This is a genomic window from Amycolatopsis sp. NPDC045836 (genome assembly GCF_056431745.1).
In genome coordinates this window covers 71,336-90,769 of the sequence record NZ_JBWKKF010000024.1, presented here as the reverse complement: position 1 = coordinate 90,769, position 19,434 = coordinate 71,336, and the positions used below count along the sequence as shown (strand labels likewise).

Genomic DNA, 19,434 nt, shown 5'->3' with positions numbered 1-19,434 from the left:
TGCTGGCGCTGGTTGTCCACAGGTGGCGGCTGGTGTGGACGTGGGTGGGATTCGGCTGCACGAGTGCATTACGAAGGTCGAGTGGTGAAGCGGTATTCGCCGTGGTCCACGCGGTACACCGAGTACCCCCGCTCCATACGCACGAACTCGGCCGCCGGCACCGAACTCGCCGCGGAGGGCAGGTGCACCTCAGCCGTGCAGCCCACCGGGACTTCGACGGTCAGCCTCAACCCACCGCCCACCGCCGCCCAGTGCACGCCGACGCGGCCCCGGACCGTGTCGACCGTGCTCCCCGCCCAGTGCACCCCGACCCGCGCGTCCGGCCGCACGGTGAACGTCCGATAACCGTCGTCCCCCGGCCGCACGCCCGCCACGTTCTCGTACAGCCACTGCGTGACGGTCCCCTGGAAGTAGTGGTCCCGCGAACGCGAGTCCAGCTGCCACATCTCCCACATGGTGTCCGCCCCGTGGTCGAACCAATAACCCCAGCTCGGGTAGCTGCGCTGCGTGGCGACCGCGTGCGCGACGTCGGCGTGGCCGTGGGCGGTCAGCACGCGCAGCAGCACGCTGGTGCCGAGCGCCCCGGTGTTCAGGTGGTCACCCCGTGACCGGATGTCCGCCACCAGGCTGTCCACAACGGACTTCTCCGCCCCGGCGGGCACCAGGCCGAACGCGAGCGGGACGGCGTTGGAGGTCTGCCGGTAGTCCGGGTCCTTCGCGGTGCGGTAGTACCCGTCCGGGCCGAGGAAGGCCGCGTTGAACGCCGCGTGCAGCGAGGCCGCGACGGACCGGTACCGGGCGGCCGTCGACGAGTGGCCCAGCAGGTCGCCGAGTTCCGCGGTGCCGGTCAGCGCCCGGTGCAGGTAGGCGGTGGCGGTCAGCCGGGTGTCCTCGGGCGGCACACCGCCGTACCCCGGCGGCAGGTAGTCACCGAGCGCGGTGACCGCCAGGCCGTTCTGCAACCGGCCGATCTCCCAGTCCAGGTACCGGGTCAGCGGCCCCCAGTGCGCGGCGGCCACCGCCTCGTCGCCGTACCACCGGTACACCTCCCGGACCAGGAACGGGTAGACGGTCGTCCACTCCGGCGCGGGCGCCAGTTCCCGGTACCCCCAGCCGCCGCTCGGCACGATCACCGGCAGCTGCCCCGGTTCGTGCTGGCTGTCCGCGAGGTCACCGATCCACTTCGTCAGGAACCGCGGCACGGCGAACGCGTACGCCAGGCTCGGCGCACCGAGTTGCGCGTCACCGGTCCAGCCGTTCTTCTCGTACATCGGGGTGTCGGTGGGGATGCCGTGCAGGTTGTTCAGCAGCGTCCGGCGCATCGCCCGGTCCAGCTGCTCGAAGAACGGCTCGGCGCAGCGGAACGTCGCGACCTCGCGCACCTTCGTGTGCACCACCCGCCCGAGCAGCCGCGGCGGGGTGGCCAGCCCGTGCACCTCGACGTACCGGAAGCCCTTGTACGAGAACTTCGGCTCCCACGTCTCCTCACCCGTGCCCGCGCAGGTGTAGGCGTCCTTCTGGTGCCGCCCCGGCACGTGCCCGTTCTCCCAGATCACGCTGCCGTCCTGCCGCAGCCGCTCACCGTGCCACAGCTCGACGGTGGTGCCCGCGGGCGCGCGCACGGTCAGCTGCGTCCAGCCCGCCATGGTCCGCCCCAGGTCGGCGACGAACACCCCCGGCCGCAGCGTGGTCACCGACACCGGCGTCACGGTCTCCACGACCTCGATCGGCTCGTGTTGCTGGCCACGCAGGACACCGCGGGGCGCGCTCGAGACGACCGGCGTCCGCCAGTCGCCGTCGTCGAAACCGGTGGACGACCAGCCGGGCCGCACCAGGCGTGCGTCGTAGGATTCACCGGCGTACAGGGAATCCGAGGTGGTCGGGCCGTCCGCCAGCCGCCACGAGGGGTCGGAAGCGATCGTGGTCCGGCTGCCGTCCGGGTGCGTGATCTCCAGCTGCGCCAGCAGCTTCGGTTCACCACGCCAGTCCGGTTTCTCCCAGCGCCAGACGTTCGGCGTGGTCATCGCGTAGAAACCGCGGCCCAGCGTCACGCCGATCGCGTTGGCCCCGGCGGCCACCAGCTCGGTGACGTCGTGCGTCGCGTACAGCACGGTCTTGTCGTAGTCGGTGAACCCCGGATCGAGCACCTGCGTGCCGACGCGCTCGCCGTTGATCTCGGCTTCGTAGTACGCCAACCCGCTGATGTGCAGCCGTGCGCTCGCCACCGGTTTGTCCACGGTGAACTCCCGGCGCAGCAGCGGTGCGGCGATCTGCGGTGGTGGCACCGAAACACCGCTCCCCCACGGACCCTGGCCGTGGGGAGCCAGTACGACGGCCTCGGCCCAGGCGCTGTCGTCGAACCCGGGCTGGTGCCAGCCGTCCTGCTCGGTGTCCGCGACCCGCCAGCCCGCGCCGGTGACCAGCTCCGCTGTTCCGGCCCGCAGCCGGACCAGCAGCCCACCCGGGTTGATCGGCACCGAACCCCGGTTCGTGGCCAGCACGGCGAGCACGACCCGGCCGCTCACGGGCACCTCGGCGTGCCGCGCGGTCCGCCAGCCGTCGACCTGCTCGGGTGCGTGCAGCACCTGCGCACCGTCGAGGAACAGGGTGAAGTCGTCGTCCGCCGTGGCCACCAGTTCCGCCTCGGTGACCCCGGCGGGCAGGTCGAGCGAGGCGCGGAACCAGCGCGGCCCGGCGGGCGCGTGCTGGCTGGTGCTGCCCGGCGACCAGATCCACGACGCCCCGGCGAAGTCGAGCGGGGCCGCCGGGGCGGGCGCGCCGATCCACGCCGCCGTCCAGCCGGTCCCCAGGAAACCGGTCTCCCACCAGCTCCGCGTGCTCCAGTCCGACGCCAGGCCGTGCTGGTCCCAGAGCCGCACACGCCACTGGTACCGGGTGTGCGGCCGCAACGCCGGGCCGTCGTAGGCGACGGCGGTCGACCGGTCGGACTCCACCCGCCCGGAGTCCCAGACGCCGTCGACCTCGATCCGGTAGGCCGTCTGCCGGGCGTGGTGACCGCCGGCGACCGGGACCCAGGACAGCAGCGGCCGGGCGGCGTCGAGGCCCAGCGGGGTTTCCGCGTACTCGACGGTCAGCCGTTCGGCCCGGAGCACACCGCCCTCGCTTTCCGATCGCGCCGCGAAGGCCGGGGTGGGCAGCGCGAACGCGCCCGCGCCCAGTGCGGAGGTCTGCAGGAAGCTACGCCGGTTCAGTCCGCCAGTCATCACCGGAAAGTACGAACGCGGCCGAGCGGGCGGCAACGGCGCTGTCCGGTTTCGGTCGCCTCACCACCCGGTTGCCCCCGGGCGGCCGGGGTCGAGCACGGTGGCGCTCTTCACCGTGCGCGCCACCGGCGCGGTCTCGATGTGCCGCACCCCGGGCAGCACGGCCAGCTGCCGGGTCAGGTAACCGTAGAGGTCCTTCCCCGTGGAGCAGACCACCCCGGCCACCAGGTTCGTGCGCCCGGTGGTCACCGCGGCGTAGGCGACCTCGGGGTGTTCCTCGGCCATCACCCGGCCCACCAGCTCCAGTTCGGCGGGCTCGACCGAGAGCCAGAGCAGCGCGTGCACCCCGAAGCCGAGCAGCCGGTGGTCGAAGTCCACGCTGAACCGCAGCAGGCCGCCCGCCCGCAGCTCGGCCAGCCGCCGGCGGACCGTGGTCTGCGACCAGCCGGTCGCCTCGGCCAGTTCGGTCGCCGGGGTGCGGCCGTCGGCCCGCAGCAGCGCCAGCATCCGGCAGTCCTGCTCGGACATCTCCCGCCGGGGCGGCGCGTCGGTGGTCCAGGTCAGCTCGCCGATCTCCCGGCGGGTCAGCACGCTGGCCTTGCGCAGCAGCCCTTCGCCGCCGCCGAGGAACACGTGCAGCACGCACTGCGCGGTCAGGTCCAGCACCCGCGGGGTGCGCGGCAACTGCTTGAGCAGCGGCGTGTTGTCCTCGCCGTGGCCGCCGGGTATCCGCGTCACGCAGACGATTTCGGTGCCGCCGGAGGTCAGCTGCACCCACGAGGTGTCGTCCCGCTTGGCGATCGCGGTGGCCAGCGCGTCCGCCGCGTCGCCGGTGCAGCGCACCCTGGTCAGCCACAGCACCTCGCCGAGCAGGTCCGGATCGCTCAGCCCGATCACCTTGACCGCGCCGTGCGAGCGCAACGCGGTGTAGCGCCGGGCGACGGTCTGCCCGGACACCCCGAGCACCTCCCCGATCCGGCTGAACGAAGCCCGGCCGTCGAGTTGGAGCGCGTGGAGCAAACGGCGGTCGAGGTCGTCGATCGCGTGCGAAGTCACCAACTCAGGCTAGATCGCGCCCGATTGCACCGATAGCGATCGATGCACTGGATCGCTCACGTTGGCGTCGAAATGCTCGTTCCCATGACCTTTCTCGTTGCTCGCCGCCAGGGAAAAGGGTGCGCCCGGGTGCCTTCGCCAGGAACACGCTGGCCTGGGCACCGGCATCCGCGAACACGGCGTGGCCAGGGTGCCGTTCCCCGGCGTGCACCTGAACTCGGTGCACGAGGACGACATCGCGCGGCTGGGCGGCCGACCACGCGGACGACCTCCGCTGATCAGCGGAACCGGTCGACGGCGGCGAGCAGCGCTTCGCCCATCGCGCCCCTGGCGTGGTGACCGGCGCCGGGGATCACCACGAGCTCGGCGTCCGGCCACGCCTTGGCCATCGCCCACGCGGTTTCCAGCGGGGCGCTGAGGTCCAGCCTGCCGTGCACCATCACACCGGGAATGCCGGCCAGCTTCCCGGCCTCACGCAGCAGGACGCCGTCCTCCAGCCAGGCGTGGTGGTGGAAGTAGTGCGCGGCCGTGCGGGCCAGCGCCATCCGGAAGGCCGGGTCCGCCCAGCGCGGGTCCGGGTCCGCCGGGTCCTCGTCGACGGCCGCCGCTTCCCAGGCGCACCAGTCGGCAGCCGCCTTCTCGCGGACCGCCGGGTCGGGGTCGTTGAGCAGGCGGTGGTAGGCGGCGACCACGTCGTCGTCCCCGGCGCCTTCGCGGAACCGCTCCCACGCCTCCGGGAACAGCTTGCCCAGCCCGCGGTAGAGCCAGTCGATCTCGGACGGCCGGGTGTTCGTGATCGCCACCAGCACCATTTCGGTGACGCGCTCCGGGAACCGTTCGGCGTAGGCGAAACCCAGCGTCGCACCCCACGAACCGCCGAACACCAGCCAGCGCTCGATGCCCAGGTGCTCACGCAACTCCTCCATGTCGGCGAGCAGGTGCTCGGTGGTGTTCACGCTCAGGTCGGTCTCGAAATCGACGACCGACGGCGTGCTCAGGCCGGCACCGCGCTGGTGGAACTGCACCACGCGGTAGGCCGCCGGATCGAAGTAGCGGCGGCCTTGTGAGACCACACCGGGACCGCCGTGCAGCAGGACCGCGGGCTTGCCGTCCGGGTTCCCGGAAACGTCCCAGTAGACGTGGTTGCCGTCGCCGACGTCGAGCAGACCGCTGTCGTACGGCTCGCCGTGGGTGTACAAGAGTGCCTCCCAGTTGTATTAGCGCTGTTATATTAGCGCCATGACGTCCACCGGGATCGGGACCCGCCTGCGGCACCTGCTCGAACTGCTCGACGGTGACGTCGCGCGCCTCTACGCCGACCTGGGGCTGGCCGAGTTCCGGCCCCGCTTCACACCGGTGGTGCGCACGCTGACCGAGCACGGCCCCCTACCCATCCGCGACCTCGCCGAGGCGCTGGGCGTCACCCATTCCGCCGCCAGCCAGACGGTCACCCAGATGCGCAAGCTCGACCTCGCCGAGCTGCGGCCGGGTGCGGACGCCCGTGAGCGCATCGTGCACCTGACCGCGAAGACCCGTGAGCTGCTGCCGGTGCTCGACGCCGAGTGGGCCGCCACCGAAGCCGCCGTCGCGGAACTCGACGCCGAGCTGCCGCACCCGCTGGCCGAGGTGCTCAACGCCGCCACCCGGGCGCTGGAGCGGCGGCCGTTCCACGACCGCGTCCGCGCCCGGCTCAGAACAACCGGAGCTGATCGTCCCGCAGCTCCCTGAGGTGCACGTCCGCGCACCGGCGGCAGGTGACCGGTTCCTCCGTCGGCGCGAGCCCGCGCAACGGGTCCCAGGTGTTCAGCCCGGCTCCGCAGACCGGTAGCCAGGCGTCGTTGACCAGGTGCACGGTGCCCGACGGCGTCCGCCCGCGCGCACCCTCGGCCGACGGCGGCGCCGGGACCCGGTGGTGCACCTGGCGGCGGAGGAAGGCCTGCAGCGGCTCGCGGCCGGGGAGCGGCAGCTGCTCGGCGATCTCGGGGCTGTCGGCTGGTTCCATGTCCCGATCCTCGCACGCCCCACCGACAGCTCCAGGCGGGGAAAACTCCCAGGCAGCGGCCCCGGTAGATTGACGCGGACCCCGAACCCCGTTCCCGAAGGACCCCGGTGTGGTTGCGCTCATCTGCGGCTGGCTGCTGCTGGCCGCTCTGGTACTCGGCGGGTGGACCCGCATCTCCACCAGCCGGGCATGGCGCCTCGCCGCACTGACGCTCGCGGTCACCTATTCGCTCGGCCACCAGGCGTTGTTCTCCACCGTCGCCGAAGACGCCTTCATCACCTTCCGCTACTCGGAGAACCTCGCCGACGGCAACGGCCCGGTGTTCAACGCCGGCGAGCGGGTCGAGGGCTACTCGAACTTCCTCTGGATGGTGCTGATCGCGGTGCCGAAGGCGCTGTTCGGCAAGGGCATCGTGGTCGGCGCCGCGGTGCTCGGCGTGGTCTGCGCGGTGGCCTGCGTGGTGCTGTCGTACCTGCTGGTCAACCGGCTGGTGCGGGACAAGGCGCTCGGGGTGCTCGCGGCCGTGCTGACCGCCGGTGCCAGCGGGCTGGCCGCGTACGGGCCGTCCGGCCTGGAGACGCCGCTGTTCCTGCTGCTGGTGCTCGGGGTGCTCCACGCGCTCGCGGCGAAGCGGCCGCTGGTCGCCGGGCTGCTGGTCGCACTGGCCGGGATGACCCGGCCGGACGGGCTGCTGATCGCCGTGCTGGCCGGGCTGTACCTGCTGGTGCGGGCGGTCCGGCAGCGGACGGGCTGGCGTCCGGTGCTCGAGTACGCCGCCGGGCTGCTGGTGCTGGCGCTGCCGTGGACGATCTGGCGGGTCGTCTACTACGGGCACCTGCTGCCGAACGCGGTCGCCGCGAAGTCGGGGGGTTCGCTCGGCTGGCAGCTCGCCCAGGGTGGCGAGTACCTCGGCGGGTTCGCGGTGGCGTCGCTGGGCTTCCTGGTGCTCGCGGTGCTGGCGATGGCCGGGCTGGTGTGGTTCAGCTCACCGGGGGAGCAGCGTTCGCTGGTGTGGTTGATCTTCGCGATGGCGTTCGCCTACCTCGCGTTCATCACCTACGCGGGCGGCGACTGGATGCCCGCGTACCGCCTGCTCGCGCCGGTGCCGCCGCTGCTCGGGGTGGCGTCGGTGGCCGCGTGCGGACTGCTGGACGCCGAGAGCCTGCGGGCCCGGATCTCCGGGCTGCGCCTGGTGCCGCTGGCCGCCGCCGCGGTCTGCGGGCTGTCGCTGCTGGTGTCGATCACCGACCCGAAGATGCTCGAGCTGATGCACCAGTGGCGCGCGAAGATCGCCGAGATGGAGGAGTTCGGCTCGCTGCTCGGGCAGAACCTGCCGCCGGGCACGCTGATCAGCACCTACGCCAACGGCGCGCTGTCCTACCGGGCCGGTCCGTCGGTGCCGGTGGTCGACGTGCTGGGCCTGACCGACGAGCACATCGCGCGTCACGGTCACCGGACCGAGGAGAGCGGGCCGATCGGCCACATCGCGCACGACTACGACTACGTGGTCAACGTGCGCAAGCCGGCGCTGGGCATCGTCACCGGCAACGGCTTCGCCGTCCGTCCACAGTGCACGGACGACGCGGTCTACCGCGACACCTACCAGGTGGCCAACTTCCGCCGTGAGGGCACGCAGCTCTACGCCGTGGTGTTCCCGCGCAAGGACCAGGCCGCCACGCTGATCGCCGCGCTGGACGCCGACCCGCGGTTCGTCCACGAGCCGTGCCCGGCTACCGCACCAACGCCCTGACCGAGAGCGCCAGCTTCTCCCGCACGGCCACCGGGTCCTCCAGGTAACCGCCGACCATCGCGCCGTCACGCAGGAAGACCAGCACGCTGGAGATCTCCGCCGGGATGCCCGCCTGGACGGCCAGTTCGGCGAGCGCGCCGGCGAACCAGTCGCGGTGCTCACGCACCACCCGGCGCACCGGGTGGCCGGGATCGGGGTACTCGGCGGCGGCGTTGATGAACGGGCAGCCGCGGAACCCGGCACCGCAGATCAGCTCACCCAGGCCCGCGACCAGGCGTTCGAGCAGTTCACGCGGGTCCTCGGCGCGTTCGGCCGCGGCCGCGACCCGCCGCCGCAGCGACTGGTCCTCGGCGACCAGGTAGGCGCAGACCAGGTCCTCCTTGGACGGGAAGTGCCGGTAGAAGGTGGCCCGGCTGACGTCGGCCGCCTCGATGACCCGATCGACGCCGACCGAGTGGATGCCGTCGGCGTAGAAGATGCGCGCGGCGGTCTCCACCAGCCGTTCCCGGGCCGCTGACCGGCGGCCAGTCGCAATAGTCATGAGACGAGCGTAACAGAACGTTCTGTCTTGTTCCTCTGGCGAAGCCGTGGCGACCGGGCTAGGTTCAGTGTCAGCAGAACGAGACAGAACGTTCTCCCTCATACCGGAGTCAGCCATGACCGCGAACCCGCACAACCTCCCCCTCGAACCGGCCGCCCAGGCGTTCGCCGAAGCGACTTCGCAGCCCCCGTTCCTGTTCGACCTGGCTCCCGCCGACGGCCGCAAGGCGGTCGACGAGGTGCAGTCCGGCGAGATCGCCAAGCCCGCCGTGGACGTCGAAGACCTGACCATCCCCGGTGACGTGCGGGTCCGCATCATCCGCCCGGCCGGCGCCGACGGCCCGCTGCCGGTGATCGTCTACCTGCACGGCGCGGGCTGGGTGTTCGGCAACTCGCACACGCACGACCGGCTGGTCCGCGAACTGGCCGTCGGCGCCGGTGCGGCCGTGGTCTTCCCGGAGTACAGCCTGTCGCCCGAGGCCAGGTACCCGATCGCCGTCGAGCAGAACTACACGGCGGCCAAGTGGGTCGCCGAGCACGGCGGCGAGCACAACCTGGACGCCGGGCGGATCGCCATCGCCGGTGACTCGGTCGGCGGCAACATGACCGCGGCGGTGACGCTGCTGGCCAAGCAGCGCGGTGACGTCCGGTTCCGGCAGCAGGTGCTGTTCTACCCGGTGACCGACGCGAGCTTCGACACCGAGTCGTACCAGCGGTTCCGGGAGGGCTACTTCCTGCGCCGGGACGGCATGCAGTGGTTCTGGGACCAGTACACCACCGACCCCGCCCAGCGCGCGGAGATCACCGCCTCCCCGCTGCGCGCCGGCCTGGACGACCTGGCGGGCCTGCCGCCGGCCCTGGTCATCACCGCCGAGGCCGACGTGCTGCGCGACGAGGGTGAGGCATACGCCAGCAAACTGCGGCAGGCGGGCGTCCCGGTGACGGCCGTGCGGTACCAGGGCGTCATCCACGACTTCGTGATGCTGAACGCCCTGCGGGAAACCCCGGCCGCCGGCGCCGCCATCGCCCAGGCCGCCGCCACCCTGCGGGCCGCCCTGCAGTGAGCCGGTGCCCACGGGTGTGGCCCCCCCCGTCACCCCCGTGGGCTCCTTCTCCGGGGTTCGGCAAACCCGGGCCCGATCCTCGACCCCGGGCTCGCGCCCGGCCACCCCCTTCCCATCCCCGGTCCAAAGCCAAGAACCCGGCGGGGGTGAGCCAGTCAGAATGAAAAACCGGGGTGGAATCACCCGCTCAACGGAATCGCACCCTGTACACACCTGACCCCCTCTGCCAGAATTGCGGTGAGGGGGTTTTGCCTGCCGTGATGCCAGTTCGTCACCGGCCGGAGTTCGAGCCGGCCGAGTTGCCGAAGGCGCGGATGGTCCGCTGGTGGTTCTTCAGCGGCGCGGCCGCGCTGTTCGCGCTCGTCTTCCTCCTGCTCCCCTATTGGATCACCGTTCCGGAAAGAGCCCCCACCGGTGCCTCGATCACGATGACCGTGGCCCTGTTCACCGGCCTGATCGTTTCCCTGCTCTTCACCCTCTACGGCATCGGCCGCGCCCGGCTGGAAATAGCCGCCTACAACGCCAACGAAGTCGACATCGAACTGTTCGAAATCGACGGCGATCAATCACCGGCCGAGATCACCGCGGCCTTCAAGTGCAAGCTCAACGAATCCCGGATGTACACCCCCGCCGTGGTCCCCGGGGTCTCCCGCTCCTACGACTTCATCCAGATCGTGGAAAGCGCGGGCGAAGCCGCGACGGGCTGGTGGACCGTCGCCTCGCGGTTGATCCGCCTGGCCCGGCCACCGCACGCGATCCGGATCAGCGGCCGCCTCCGCTCCGCCGACGGCCGCCACCAACTGGTGCTCGACGTGGTGCGCCAGCCCGGTTTCGCCGCCAGCCCGCTCCTGCTCACCGACGACGACGAGCAGCGCCTGCTCGGCCGCGCCGCGAACGCGGTGGCCGCGCTGGTCATCCCCCGCAGCAAGTACTGCCGCACCCAGCAGTGGGCCCGCTGGCGCGGCGCGAAGATCCCCGGCGCCCTGTTCGACGCCTACGAACGCGCCAACCAGTACAAGTCCGAGCGCCGCTACGACGAAGCCCTCGCCGAGTACCACCGCGCGATCGAGCTGGACCCGGCCAACGTGCACATCCGCGTGGAGATCGGCAACCTCCAGGAACGCCTCGACCTGCACCTGGCCGCCCTGGTCACCTACGACGACGTGGTCACCCTGTGCGAGAACCGGCAGTACGGCCCGTCCACCCCGGAAGCGGCCGCGCTGCTGCTCGCCCGCTACCGCCGCGCGCTGGTCCTCGGCCGCGGTGACTGGCTGGCCCACGACTGGTGGCTGGGCGACCCGAAGACCCGGATGCGGCAGATCCGGATGCGGGAATCGATCCGGCTCCGGTTCGACCGCTACCGCGAGGTCCTGCCCCCGCCTGCCGGGCTGCTCGACGAGCCGGACGGCGCCCCCAACGAGACCAAGGCCGCCCGGCTGCGGGCCTACCTCTGCCAGGTCGCGCAGCACGAACTGGAGCAGTTGATCGCCGAACCCCGGCCGCGGCGCCTGCGGCAGCTTCTGTCGGACAACTGCCTCCGGCTCGGCCTGCTCGCGGTGCACCTGCGCCGGTCCATGTCCCACGCCGAGATGGGCACGCCGCTCGGCGGGTACGCCCCGGTCAAGGGGGTGGCGGTGGACGGGTTCGAGCCGCTGGCGAAGGACACCACGTGGCCGCCGTCGGTGCGGGCGCTCACCGAGGTGGTCGAGGAGCAGCTCAAACCCCGTGGCCCGTCGTCGGTCTGGCACGAGCACTACAACGCGGCGTGCGTGTACGCGGTGACCCTGCTGCCGACCGGCATGCGCGGTGAACCCGGTACCGCCGAGGAAACCGTGCGCCCCCTCGACGCGCTCGAGAAGAAAACCCTGATCACCAAAGCGATCGCGCAGCTCGACAGCGCGGCGGCGTCGCGGCATTCCGGCTACCTGGCGCAACGCCGCCCGTGGGTGATGTCGGAGGACCCCGACCTGTCCACCCTGCGCGGGCAGCCGGAGTTCCGCGCCTTCGAGATGATCACCTACTCCCCCGACCGCCCCACCCCGCTGCGCCCGCGCCGGGTGCACGCCTGGGAACTGGCCACCTACACCTCCACGCTGGTGCGGCAGATCGCCAGCTGCCTGTCCCACGCCTGGCGCCGGTACACCCCGCAGCCCAAGGAGTTCATCGACGAGGTGGCCGCGGACACCTGGCACCGCGCGGAGCACGAGGCGTGGGAGACGATCTCCCAGCTGGCGTCGGGGAACCACGAGTGGCAGACGCGGTACCAGGCGATCAAGGCGCTGCAGCGCTGGTCGCACGCCTCCGGGTACGCCTGCGACGAGATCCGCTTCCCGGCGTACTCCGAGCACGCCCTGTTCACCAGGGCCGCCGCCCTCACCGACGACATGGAGCTGCGCAAGGAGTGGCAGCTGCCGCAGGGCGAGCACACGGTGAACAAGGAGACGGAGCTGTACCTGCGCCGGTGCGCCGACCGGCTGGTCGAGCTGTCCCACCTGCTGCGCACCCCCGGTGACCACGCCATCGCGCCGCGCACGCGCAAGGACTTCCAGCAGCGCACCGAAACCTGGGCCGCGCTGGCGGACTGGTTCGCCGACGGCGACACCCCCAGTCCGGTGTCCGCGCGGCACGACCGGTTCGAGCGCGCGTTCCGCCGGAGGTAGGGCCAGCTCCACCCCCGAGACGGGTAAGCACTCCCTGTGACGAACCGCGCGCGCCCCATAGTTTTCCAGGCATGGGAGCAACTCGGATCACCACCGCAGCCGTCATCACCGCACTCACCCTGACCACCGCCGCACCGGCACTGGCGACCACCCCCGGTTTCGGCCGCGCGGACCTGCAGCACCACCTGGACGCCATCCGCGACGCCGGGATCACCGGGGTGCAGGCGCAGGCAGGCACCGGGACCCGCCGATTGACCGCGCGGTCGGGCGTGGCCGAAGCGGGCAGGTCGAAGCCGGTACCGCACGACGGCTCGTTCCGGATCGGCAGCAACACCAAGACCTTCGTCGCCGTGGTGGTGCTGCAGCTGGTCGGCGAGGGGCGGCTCGGCCTCGAGGACAAGGTCGCCGACCTGCTGCCGGGCGTGGTCACCAGCCCCGGCGGTGACCAGATCACCGTGCGCCAGCTGCTGCAGCACACCAGCGGGCTGCACGACTACACCAGGGACCTGCCGTTGCGCAGCGAGCAGGATTTCCTGGCACACCGCTTCGACCGCCACGACGCGGCCCAGCTGGTCGAGCGGGCGATGGCGCAGCCGCCGGAGTTCGCGCCGGGCACCAGCTGGGACTACTCGAACACCAACTACCTGCTGGCGGGCATGCTGATCGAGAAGATCACCGGCGCGCCGTGGGCGGACCAGGTCCGCGCGCGCATCCTGAAGCCGCTGGGCCTGCGCGACACCTTCTCCCCCGGTGAGCGGACCGGGCTGCCGAAGCCGCACGCCCGCGGTTACACCGTCTGGCCGGGCACCACCAAACTGGTCGACACCACCGAACTGAACCCGACCTGGGGCGGGGCGGCCGGGGACATGGTCTCCACGCCGTCGGACCTGAGCCGGTTCTGGCAGGCCCTGCTCGGCGGCAAGCTGCTGCGCCCGGCGGAGTTCGCCGAGATGCGGAAGACGGTGCCCGCGAAGACCTGGCAGGAAACCGAGCCGGGCAGCGCGTACGGGCTGGGCATCACCAGCAACCCGCTCGGCTGCGGCGAATTCGCGTGGTCGCACGGCGGGGACATCCCCGGTTTCGCCACCCGGAACGGTTTCAGCGGCGACGGCCGCCGTGGCGTCGTGCTGTCGCTGTCCACCGAGGCCTTCGGTGGTCCGGCGGAAGCGGTGGTCAAGCGCACGGTCGAAGACGTGGTCTGCGACTGATTTGCAGTTCCCCCGAAGTTGATCAACCATGGGGCGATGACCGCCAAGCGGACACCGGGCGCCAGCAGCTCCCGCAAGGTGTTGCAGTTGCTGCTGGCGTTCTCCGAACGGCGGCCGGAGGCCACCGTGGCGGAGCTGGCCGCGCTGGTGGGCACCCCGATCGCCACCACCTACCGGTACGTGGCGCTGCTCAAGGAACTGCAGCTGCTGGAGGAGGGCCGGGCCGGGCGCTACCACGTCACGTCGCAGGTCATGCCGCTGGCGCGGGCCGCGCAGGTGGCGAACGACCTGGTCCGGCTGGCGCGCCCGGTGCTGGAGGACGCCACCCGGGGGCTGCGGGAGACCGTGCTGCTGTTCCAGCACTTCGGCGACGCGGCGGTCTGCGTGGACCGGGTGGAGTGCGACCAGGCCATGCGGTTCGCCTTCCAGCCGGGGCATTCGGTGCCGCTGGGCACCAGTTCGTCGGGGAAGATGCTGCTGGCCAGCCTGCCCGAACCCGAGCGCAGCCGGCGGCTCGCCGAGGTGGTGCAGCGGCGGGGCGCCGGTCTGCGGGAGGAGCTGAAGCGGGCCGAGCTGAACCGGTACGCGGTCAGCTCGGGCGAGGTCGACGAGGGCGTGTGGTCCTGTTCGGTGCCGGTGCGCGTGCCGGGGCAGCGGCCGACCGTGCTGACCGTCGCCGGCCCGGCCCTCCGCTTCGGCGACGAGGCCAAACGCACCGCGATCACCGTCCTGCACCACCACGCGCAACGCATCCAGGATGCCTTCACCCAATACGGTTTGTAGCCCCCGCGAGGTCGCGCTGGTCAGAAGCGGCCTCGCGCGCCACGCCGGAGGCGTGGCCGAAGACGCGGAACCGCTGACTGGGCCAGACGTCGTATTGAATGCGGGGTAACCGGACCAAGGAGTGACCGATGGGTGGTTTCAGACCGGATGGGCCGCAGCCCGCGGCGATGATGGACGACGCGGCGGAGACCGCGCGGTTCGCCGCCGGGGTGGTGGAGCTGGGGCGGGAGGAGCCGGATCCGCAGACCGGCGGGCCGCCCTTCGGGTACTCGGCCCAGGCGCGGCTGCTCGCGGAGCTGTGGAACGCCGCGATCCGCACGCGCGCCGCCGGGATGCGGGTGCTGGCCGACGCCACCGAGCGGGAGGCGGACGAACTCCGCGACGCCGCCGACGAGCACCTGCTCCGCTACGCCTGAAGGGTGCCGATGGTGTTCATGCACCGCGAGCTGCGCACCGCCGCCGCCCACCTGGTGCGGTTGCGGGCGGCGGCGGAATACCTGCACGCGCCCGACCCGCTGCACGCGCTGCGGTACGTCGACTGCGCGCCCGCCGCGTTGCGCGGCATGGTGGACCGGGCGCGGGCGGCGCAGAAACCGCTGGCGGAAGCCAATGTCGACTACAGCGAGGCCCGCATCCGCGGCCACTTCACCGATCGCGGTGAGCTGGTGCGCGCCTACCGGGACGAGCGGGAGGCGACCGAGAAGACCGTGCTGGCCGGCCTGCGCATCGCCGACCAGCTCGACGGCTTCGCCCGCGCCGCCGCCCGGTACGCGGTCGACGTGGCGATCCGGGCCGACGCCGCCTGCGTGCTGGTGCTCGACGGGGACCTCACCCCGGAACCCGCCGATCTGGTGCACGAGGCGTGTGCCGCGATCGTGCACCAGGTCGAGCAGTACCTGGCCGCGATCGAGGCGCTGGCGTCCGAACTGGACGGCCTCACCGGGTGAACCCGGCGATCTCCTCGGCGCTGAACCCCAGTTCCGCCAGCACCTCCTCGGTGTGCTGCCCGAGCAGCGGCGGGGCGGAACTGGGCCGCGCCGGGGTTTCCGACGCCTTCACCGGGAACCCCGTGCCGTGGTAGGTGCCCACGCTCGGGTGCGGCAGCCGGACGACCTGCTCGCGTTCCTCCGCCCACGGGTCCTCGTACACCTCGTCGACGGTGTTGATCGGACCGGCCGGGATGGACGCCTCCTCGAACTTCTTCAGCCATTCCGCGTTCGTGCGGGTGCGCATGACCGCGGCGATGCGTGAATTCAGCTCGTCCCGGTGTTCCGCCCGCGACGCGTTCGTGGCGAACCGCGGGTCGTCGTCCAGCCCGAGCAGTTCCCGGAACCCGCGCCAGAGCTTTTCGCTGCCCACGGCCACGTTCAGCCAGCCGTCGGCGGTCGGGTACGCCTGGTACGGCACGATGCTCGGGTGCGCCGAGCCCATCCGCTCCGGGCGTTCCGCGTCGTAGAAGTACGCCCCGGCGGCGTAGGTGTGCCAGGCGAGCTGGGCGTCCATCAGCGACACGTCCAGGTACTGCCCGCGACCGGTGGTGTGCCTGGCCTGCAACGCCATCAGCACGCCGATGATCGCCCAGGTGCCCGCGTTCAGGTCGGCCACCGGCAGGCCCACCTTCGCCGGTGGGCCGCCGGGTTCGCCGGTCAGCCCCATCACCCCGCCCATGCCCTGCGCGATCAGGTCGTACCCGGGGCGGTCGCGGTACGGCCCGGTCTGCCCGAACCCGGTGATGGACACGTGGATCAGCCGGGGGTTCAGCTCCGACAGCGTCCGGTAACCGAGCCCCCAGCGCTCCAGCGTGCCGGGGCGGAAGTTCTCCACCAGCACGTCGGCCCGCGCCACCAGCCGCCGGACGGCCTCCTGGCCGCGCTCGTCCTTGAGGTCGAGCACGATGCCGCGCTTGTTCCGGTTCGCGGCGAGGAAGTAGACCGCCTCGCCCGTCGAGCCGACGAACGGCGGGCCCCAGTTCCGCGTGTCGTCCCCGTGCCCCGGCGGCTCGACCTTGATCACGTCGGCGCCCATCTCCCCGAGGTGCTGCGTGCAGTACGGCCCGGCGAGGATCCGGGACAGGTCCACCACGCGGAGGCCGTCCAGCGGCCGCATCAGCGCTGGATCGCCTTGGTCTCGAGGAACTCCTCCAGCCCGAACCGGCCCAGTTCCCGGCCGTTGCCGGACTGCTTGTAACCGCCGAACGGGGCCAGCGGGTTGAACGCCCCGCCGTTGACCTCGACCTGCCCGGCGCGGATCCGCCTGGCGACCGCGGTGGCGTGCTCGGCGTCCCCGGCCCAGACCGCGGCGGCCAGGCCGTACTGGGTGCCGTTGGCGATGGCCACCGCCTCCTCCTCGGTCTCGTAGGTCAGCACCGAGAGCACCGGCCCGAAGATCTCCTCCTGCGCGATGGTCATCTCCGGGGTGACGTCGGCGAACACGGTCGGCCGGACGTAGTAGCCCTTGTCCAGGCCCTCCGGCGCGTCCGGGCCACCGGCGACCAGCGTCGCGCCCTCCTCGATGCCCCGCTGGATGTACCCGCGCACGCGGTCGCGCTGGGCGGCCGAGACCAGCGGGCCCAGCTTGGTGGCGGGGTCGGCCGGGTCGCCGACGCGGAACTTCGCCACCCCGTCGGCGAGCAGGCCGACCACCTCGTCCCGCTGGTCGCGGTGCACGATCATCCTGGTCAGCGCGGTGCAGGTCTGGCCGCTGTTGAGGTAGACGTTGCTCAGCCCGGACTTGACCGCGGTGGCCAGGTCGGCGTCGGGCAGGATCACGTTCGGCGACTTGCCGCCCAGTTCCAGCGCCACCCGCTTGACCGTCTGCGCGGCCACCTCGGACACCCGCGCGCCGGCCCGCGAGGAACCGGTGAACGAGACCATGTCGACGTCCGGGTGCGCCGCGATGGCTTCACCCACCACCGGGCCGGTGCCGCTGACCAGGTTGAACACGCCGGGCGGCAGGCCGATCTCGTCGAGGATGTCGGTGAGCAGGTAGGCCGCCAGCGGGGCCACCTCGCTCGGCTTGAGCACCACCGTGCAACCGGCGGCCAACGCGGGTGCGACCTTCGCCACAATCTGGTGCAACGGGTAGTTCCACGGCGTGATCGCCCCCACCACGCCGATCGGTTCCCGCACGATCAGCGAGTTGCCGACCTCCTCACCGCGGTCGGGCACCACTGCTGGATCGCGGTAGCTCGCCGCCACCACGGCGGGCAGTCCGGCCTGCACCTTCTGCGCGATCTTCACCGGCGCGCCCATGTCCGCGGTGATCGCCTCGGCGATCGCCTGGTTGCGCTCCTTCAGCTTCGCCGCGAGCTGCCCGAGGTAACCGCAGCGCTGCTCAGCGGGGGTGGCCGACCAGCCGTCGAACGCCCGGCGCGCGGCGGCCACGGCGGCGTCGACGTCGGCGGCGCTCCCGGCGGGCACCCGGTCGATCACCTCCTCGGTGGCCGGGTTGACCACGTCGATGGTCTCCGGCGCGGAGGAGGCGATCCACTTGCCGTCGACATAGATCACGTCACGCATCGCAGCAAACTCCCTAGTCGGTCCAGCGGAACGCCTTGCACCTTAGCTGGATTTTTGGTCGCGCCTCCGGCGCGACGGCGAGGTCGCTTTTGAGCCTCGCGTGTTGTTGCCGAGCGCAGAACCGTATTCCGGCGTGGTGAGGTCATTGGGGTTTCCGGCGGTGGTAGGCGGCCAGCAGCTGGCGTTCGGCATCGCGGAGGTAACGTTCCAGTGCCTGCTCGGCCAGGTCGAAGCGGCGGCGGCGGAGGTGGCCGATGATCTTCTCGTGCCGCGCCAGGTAGGGCTCGAAGAACGCCTGCGTGCTCTCGGTGAGCACGAAGAACAACCGCGTCTCGGCGAGCACCTGGCGCATCGTGCCCGCCACCCGATCGCTGCCCGCCAGCTCGCAGAGCGCCTGGTGCCACTGGATGCTGGCGGTGGCGACGGCCTGCCAGTCCTCGGCGAGCGCGGCCTGCTTGCCGGTCGCCAGCGCCTGCTCCAGCTCGGTGAGCACCAGGTCGCCGCGGTCGGCGGCCTCGCGGACCGCAGCGCATTCGACCATGCGCCGGATCCGGTACAGGTCCTCGATGTCCGGCGCGGTCAGCTCGCGGACGAACACCCCGCGGTTGAGTTCGCGCACCGCCAGCCGCTCGTGCGCCAGCAGCTGGAACGCCTCGCGCAGGGTGTTCCGGGAAACCCCGAGCGCCCCGCTGATCGCCGGTTCCGACAGCCGGGTCCCCGGCAGGAACACGCCCTCGGTGATGCGCTGCCGCAGGATCTGGGCCACCCGCTCGGCGGTGCCCGCCCTGGCCAGCGACGACCGGTCGCCAGCGAGCACCGCCGACGGATCGCCGCCGGTCACCGCACGCCCAGGTCGAAGTCGAGCGAGTAGCGGTTGCCCGGCATCGCCCCGGCGGCCTTGGCCCCGTCCACCGGGAGCACCGCGCCGTTGACGAACCGCGATTCGTCACTGGCCAGGAAGACCACCGCCTTCGCCACCTCCCACGCCTCGCCGACGCGGGCGGCCGGGGTGCTCGCGGTGAGCGCGTGCTGCTTGGCCTCGAACTCGTCCGGCGAGGCCAGCGTGCCGCGCAGCATGTCGGTGTCGATGGCACCGGGGTTGACGGTGTTGACCCGGATGCCCAGGTGCGCGTGCGCCACGGCGAGCGACTTGGCCAGCCCGACCAGCGCGTGCTTGGTGGCGTTGTACACCGGGTCGGCCGGGCGGCCCATCATGCCGCCGTTCGACGAGGTGAGCACGATGCTGCCCGCCTTGGCCTCGATCATGTGCGGCAGCACCGCCCGCGAGGTCAGGAACGCGGTGCGCACGTTCAGCGCGAAGATGTGGTCGAACTCGGCGAGCGTGGTCTCCGGCAGCGGCTTGCCGAGGTGGATGCCGACGTTGCTGAACAGCACGTCGATCCGGCCGTGCTCACCGAGCGACTGCTCCACCACGGCCTGGACGGCGGTTTCGTCGGTGGCGTCGGCGATGGTGTGCCGGTAGTTGCGGTGCTCGATCACCTCGGCGGGCTCGCGGATGTCGCTCGCGTGCACGATCGCGCCCTCGGCGAGGAACTCCTTCACCGTGGCCAGGCCGATCCCCCGCGCCCCACCGAAAACCAGCGCGACCTTGTTGTCCATGCGGCCCAT

The 19,434-nt window shown here is 71.8% G+C and carries 17 protein-coding genes; 8 read left to right on the top strand and 9 right to left on the bottom strand.

The window, feature by feature from the left end; translation table 11 throughout:
- Positions 1 to 68 precede the first annotated feature (68 nt).
- The 3 genes from AC07EG_RS33675 to pip all read right to left on the bottom strand — a co-directional run bounded on the left by AC07EG_RS33675 (position 69) and on the right by pip (position 5,479).
- A complete protein-coding gene (locus AC07EG_RS33675) occupies positions 69 to 3,224 on the bottom strand; it encodes a family 78 glycoside hydrolase catalytic domain (protein WP_478257284.1) in 3,156 nt (1,051 codons plus the stop codon).
- A gap of 60 nt (positions 3,225 to 3,284) precedes the next feature.
- Positions 3,285 to 4,280, bottom strand: a complete 996-nt coding sequence (locus AC07EG_RS33670; protein WP_478257283.1) for an Lrp/AsnC family transcriptional regulator — start codon at positions 4,278 to 4,280, stop codon at positions 3,285 to 3,287.
- A gap of 278 nt (positions 4,281 to 4,558) precedes the next feature.
- On the bottom strand, positions 4,559 to 5,479 hold the full coding sequence (pip, locus tag AC07EG_RS33665; protein ID WP_478257282.1) for a prolyl aminopeptidase: 921 nt from the start codon (positions 5,477 to 5,479) through the stop codon (positions 4,559 to 4,561).
- 40 nt (positions 5,480 to 5,519) lie between these two features.
- Here pip and AC07EG_RS33660 point away from each other — a divergent pair, with 40 nt between their 5' ends.
- Positions 5,520 to 6,008 carry a MarR family winged helix-turn-helix transcriptional regulator gene (locus tag AC07EG_RS33660; protein WP_478257281.1) on the top strand — a complete coding sequence of 163 codons (489 nt, stop codon included), beginning with the start codon at positions 5,520 to 5,522 and terminating at the stop codon, positions 6,006 to 6,008.
- Here AC07EG_RS33660 and AC07EG_RS33655 read toward each other — a convergent pair.
- A complete protein-coding gene (locus AC07EG_RS33655; protein ID WP_478257280.1) occupies positions 5,971 to 6,282 on the bottom strand; it encodes a hypothetical protein in 312 nt (103 codons plus the stop codon). The genes AC07EG_RS33660 and AC07EG_RS33655 overlap by 38 nt on opposite strands.
- Before the next feature lie 109 nt (positions 6,283 to 6,391).
- On the opposite strand from AC07EG_RS33655, the gene AC07EG_RS33650 reads away from it, so the two are divergent.
- Positions 6,392 to 8,032 carry a hypothetical protein gene (locus tag AC07EG_RS33650; RefSeq protein WP_478257279.1) on the top strand — a complete coding sequence of 547 codons (1,641 nt, stop codon included), beginning with the start codon at positions 6,392 to 6,394 and terminating at the stop codon, positions 8,030 to 8,032.
- Here the strand turns inward: AC07EG_RS33650 and AC07EG_RS33645 are convergent.
- Positions 8,013 to 8,573 (bottom strand): TetR/AcrR family transcriptional regulator, encoded by a 561-nt coding sequence (locus AC07EG_RS33645; RefSeq protein WP_478257278.1) that lies wholly within the window; start codon positions 8,571 to 8,573, stop codon positions 8,013 to 8,015. The genes AC07EG_RS33650 and AC07EG_RS33645 overlap by 20 nt on opposite strands.
- Before the next feature lie 115 nt (positions 8,574 to 8,688).
- On the opposite strand from AC07EG_RS33645, the gene AC07EG_RS33640 reads away from it, so the two are divergent.
- From AC07EG_RS33640 to AC07EG_RS33615, 6 genes are all read left to right on the top strand, one after another.
- Positions 8,689 to 9,636, top strand: coding sequence for an alpha/beta hydrolase (locus AC07EG_RS33640; protein WP_478257277.1), 948 nt, complete (start codon positions 8,689 to 8,691; stop codon positions 9,634 to 9,636).
- A 260-nt stretch (positions 9,637 to 9,896) separates the two neighbouring features.
- Positions 9,897 to 12,296 (top strand): tetratricopeptide repeat protein, encoded by a 2,400-nt coding sequence (locus tag AC07EG_RS33635; RefSeq protein ID WP_478257276.1) that lies wholly within the window; start codon positions 9,897 to 9,899, stop codon positions 12,294 to 12,296.
- Between the two features lie 71 nt (positions 12,297 to 12,367).
- The gene (locus AC07EG_RS33630) at positions 12,368 to 13,504 is read left to right on the top strand and encodes a serine hydrolase domain-containing protein (RefSeq protein ID WP_478257275.1); all 1,137 of its coding nucleotides are present in this window, start codon (positions 12,368 to 12,370) and stop codon (positions 13,502 to 13,504) included.
- Between the two features lie 36 nt (positions 13,505 to 13,540).
- On the top strand, positions 13,541 to 14,287 hold the full coding sequence (locus tag AC07EG_RS33625; RefSeq protein ID WP_478257274.1) for an IclR family transcriptional regulator: 747 nt from the start codon (positions 13,541 to 13,543) through the stop codon (positions 14,285 to 14,287).
- A 128-nt stretch (positions 14,288 to 14,415) separates the two neighbouring features.
- On the top strand, positions 14,416 to 14,703 hold the full coding sequence (locus AC07EG_RS33620; protein WP_478257273.1) for a hypothetical protein: 288 nt from the start codon (positions 14,416 to 14,418) through the stop codon (positions 14,701 to 14,703).
- 3 nt (positions 14,704 to 14,706) lie between these two features.
- A complete protein-coding gene (locus tag AC07EG_RS33615; RefSeq protein WP_478257272.1) occupies positions 14,707 to 15,234 on the top strand; it encodes a hypothetical protein in 528 nt (175 codons plus the stop codon).
- Here the strand turns inward: AC07EG_RS33615 and AC07EG_RS33610 are convergent.
- The 4 genes from AC07EG_RS33610 to AC07EG_RS33595 form a co-directional block, all read right to left on the bottom strand.
- Positions 15,224 to 16,393, bottom strand: a complete 1,170-nt coding sequence (locus AC07EG_RS33610; protein WP_478257271.1) for a CaiB/BaiF CoA transferase family protein — start codon at positions 16,391 to 16,393, stop codon at positions 15,224 to 15,226. The two genes, AC07EG_RS33615 and AC07EG_RS33610, sit on opposite strands and share 11 nt — an antisense overlap.
- Positions 16,393 to 17,805 carry an aldehyde dehydrogenase family protein gene (locus tag AC07EG_RS33605; RefSeq protein WP_478257270.1) on the bottom strand — a complete coding sequence of 471 codons (1,413 nt, stop codon included), beginning with the start codon at positions 17,803 to 17,805 and terminating at the stop codon, positions 16,393 to 16,395. The genes AC07EG_RS33610 and AC07EG_RS33605 overlap by 1 nt, the downstream gene beginning before the upstream one ends.
- A 142-nt stretch (positions 17,806 to 17,947) precedes the next feature.
- Positions 17,948 to 18,646 (bottom strand): GntR family transcriptional regulator, encoded by a 699-nt coding sequence (locus AC07EG_RS33600; RefSeq protein WP_478257269.1) that lies wholly within the window; start codon positions 18,644 to 18,646, stop codon positions 17,948 to 17,950.
- The gene (locus tag AC07EG_RS33595; RefSeq protein WP_478257268.1) at positions 18,643 to 19,434 is read right to left on the bottom strand and encodes an SDR family NAD(P)-dependent oxidoreductase; all 792 of its coding nucleotides are present in this window, start codon (positions 19,432 to 19,434) and stop codon (positions 18,643 to 18,645) included. The genes AC07EG_RS33600 and AC07EG_RS33595 overlap by 4 nt, the downstream gene beginning before the upstream one ends.

Bases quoted from the DNA above. Each gene is read 5' to 3' on its own strand.
- AC07EG_RS33630 (WP_478257275.1), top strand. From the start codon at position 12,368: ATGGGAGCAACTCGGATCACCACCGCAGCCGTCATCACCGCACTCACC.
- AC07EG_RS33620 (WP_478257273.1), top strand. From the start codon at position 14,416: ATGGGTGGTTTCAGACCGGATGGGCCGCAGCCCGCGGCGATGATGGAC.
- AC07EG_RS33660 (WP_478257281.1), top strand. From the start codon at position 5,520: ATGACGTCCACCGGGATCGGGACCCGCCTGCGGCACCTGCTCGAACTG.
- AC07EG_RS33640 (WP_478257277.1), top strand. From the start codon at position 8,689: ATGACCGCGAACCCGCACAACCTCCCCCTCGAACCGGCCGCCCAGGCG.
- AC07EG_RS33675 (WP_478257284.1), bottom strand. From the start codon at position 3,224: ATGACTGGCGGACTGAACCGGCGTAGCTTCCTGCAGACCTCCGCACTG.
- AC07EG_RS33595 (WP_478257268.1), bottom strand. From the start codon at position 19,434: ATGGGCCGCATGGACAACAAGGTCGCGCTGGTTTTCGGTGGGGCGCGG.
- AC07EG_RS33610 (WP_478257271.1), bottom strand. From the start codon at position 16,393: ATGCGGCCGCTGGACGGCCTCCGCGTGGTGGACCTGTCCCGGATCCTC.
- AC07EG_RS33635 (WP_478257276.1), top strand. From the start codon at position 9,897: ATGCCAGTTCGTCACCGGCCGGAGTTCGAGCCGGCCGAGTTGCCGAAG.
- AC07EG_RS33655 (WP_478257280.1), bottom strand. From the start codon at position 6,282: ATGGAACCAGCCGACAGCCCCGAGATCGCCGAGCAGCTGCCGCTCCCC.
- AC07EG_RS33605 (WP_478257270.1), bottom strand. From the start codon at position 17,805: ATGCGTGACGTGATCTATGTCGACGGCAAGTGGATCGCCTCCTCCGCG.
- AC07EG_RS33625 (WP_478257274.1), top strand. From the start codon at position 13,541: ATGACCGCCAAGCGGACACCGGGCGCCAGCAGCTCCCGCAAGGTGTTG.
- AC07EG_RS33645 (WP_478257278.1), bottom strand. From the start codon at position 8,573: ATGACTATTGCGACTGGCCGCCGGTCAGCGGCCCGGGAACGGCTGGTG.